At 68.8% G+C, this 1078-nt stretch carries 1 pseudogene; it reads right to left on the bottom strand.

The window, feature by feature from the left end:
- A pseudogene (locus FV222_RS30260) lies at positions 1–1078 on the bottom strand (double-strand break repair protein AddB); the annotation flags it as partial.

The raw sequence follows: 1078 nt of genomic DNA, 5'->3' as shown, positions 1-1078 counted from the left end.
GCTGCAGGAAGCGCGACGGCACGGTCGGCGAGCCCTCGCGCTTGGCCGCGCGGGTGATCACCGCGTCGCGGCAGCTCATGCCCTGCACGAAGTCGTGGGCGGCTTGGCCGAGCTGACGCTCGGGCGGGTTGAGGCCGACGCGCTCGCGCATCGGGCGGTTGAGGAAGGCGTCCGTGGTGGTCTTGCCCGGCCAGACGCCCTCGTCGAGCCCAGCGAGCACGACGCGATCGTAGTGCATCAGGCGCGATCCGAGCGGATCGAGGATGCTCAGGCGCGGGTGCGGCGCCGGACCGGCGCAAGGCACGGTGCGGTCGGCGGCGAGCGTGGTGAGGAAGGCGAGGTAGTCGTCGAAGTTGCCGGGCAGAGCAATAGAATGCCTATCGTCGGTATGGCCAACCAAATTTCTAAATTCGTCAAATAAGTCATCTAGACAATCTTGTGATTTATCTACAGCAGCCTCATCTTTATTTCCAATGCCTGACTGAAGCAACTTGAGGACCATACCATGTAGGCGAACTGCTAAAACAAGATCAAAGCGCGAGTCCCCTGCATCCGATACCTTGGCAAAGTTCAAAAGCGGCGAAAACGCCCACTCGAGGCGGTCGAGGATTGACGCGGCCAACGCCCAGTCGAGGTCGGAGAGGCGCTGCTTGGCGCGGGGCTGGTGCCTGTGCGGGGCGGCGCGCTGGGCGGCAAGCGCATCCTTCAGGCCCTGGAAGCTGCCGGCCGGCGCCGGGCCGCGCAGCACGCCGATCTCGAGGGCCGCCGCCCCGCGCACGACGTCGCCGCGCGGAAGGCCGAGGCCGACCAGCGGGTGCGCCAGGAGCGCGATGATCCGCGGCGGGATCGCGTCGCCCTGCTCGGCGTGGAGGTCGACGGCAAGCTCCGCCGAGAGCCGCGCCAGCCGGCCCGCCGAACTGCGGCTCAGCGTCGACCCGGCGCTGTCCTCGGCGACGATGTCCCAGCGGGCGAGCTCGGCGGCGACCCGCATGGCGAGCGCGCGGTCGGGCGTGATCAGGGCGGCCGTCCGGCCCGGGGTGGCGAGCGTTTCGCGCAGGGCGAGGGCGGCGATCAGCGC

Origin of the sequence: Methylobacterium sp. WL103, assembly GCF_008039885.1 — a bacterium.
Taxonomy (GTDB): Bacteria; Pseudomonadota; Alphaproteobacteria; order Rhizobiales; family Beijerinckiaceae; genus Methylobacterium; species Methylobacterium cerastii.
The sequence above is the reverse complement of the archived record's forward strand: the minus strand, read 5'-3'. Positions and strand labels throughout refer to the sequence as shown.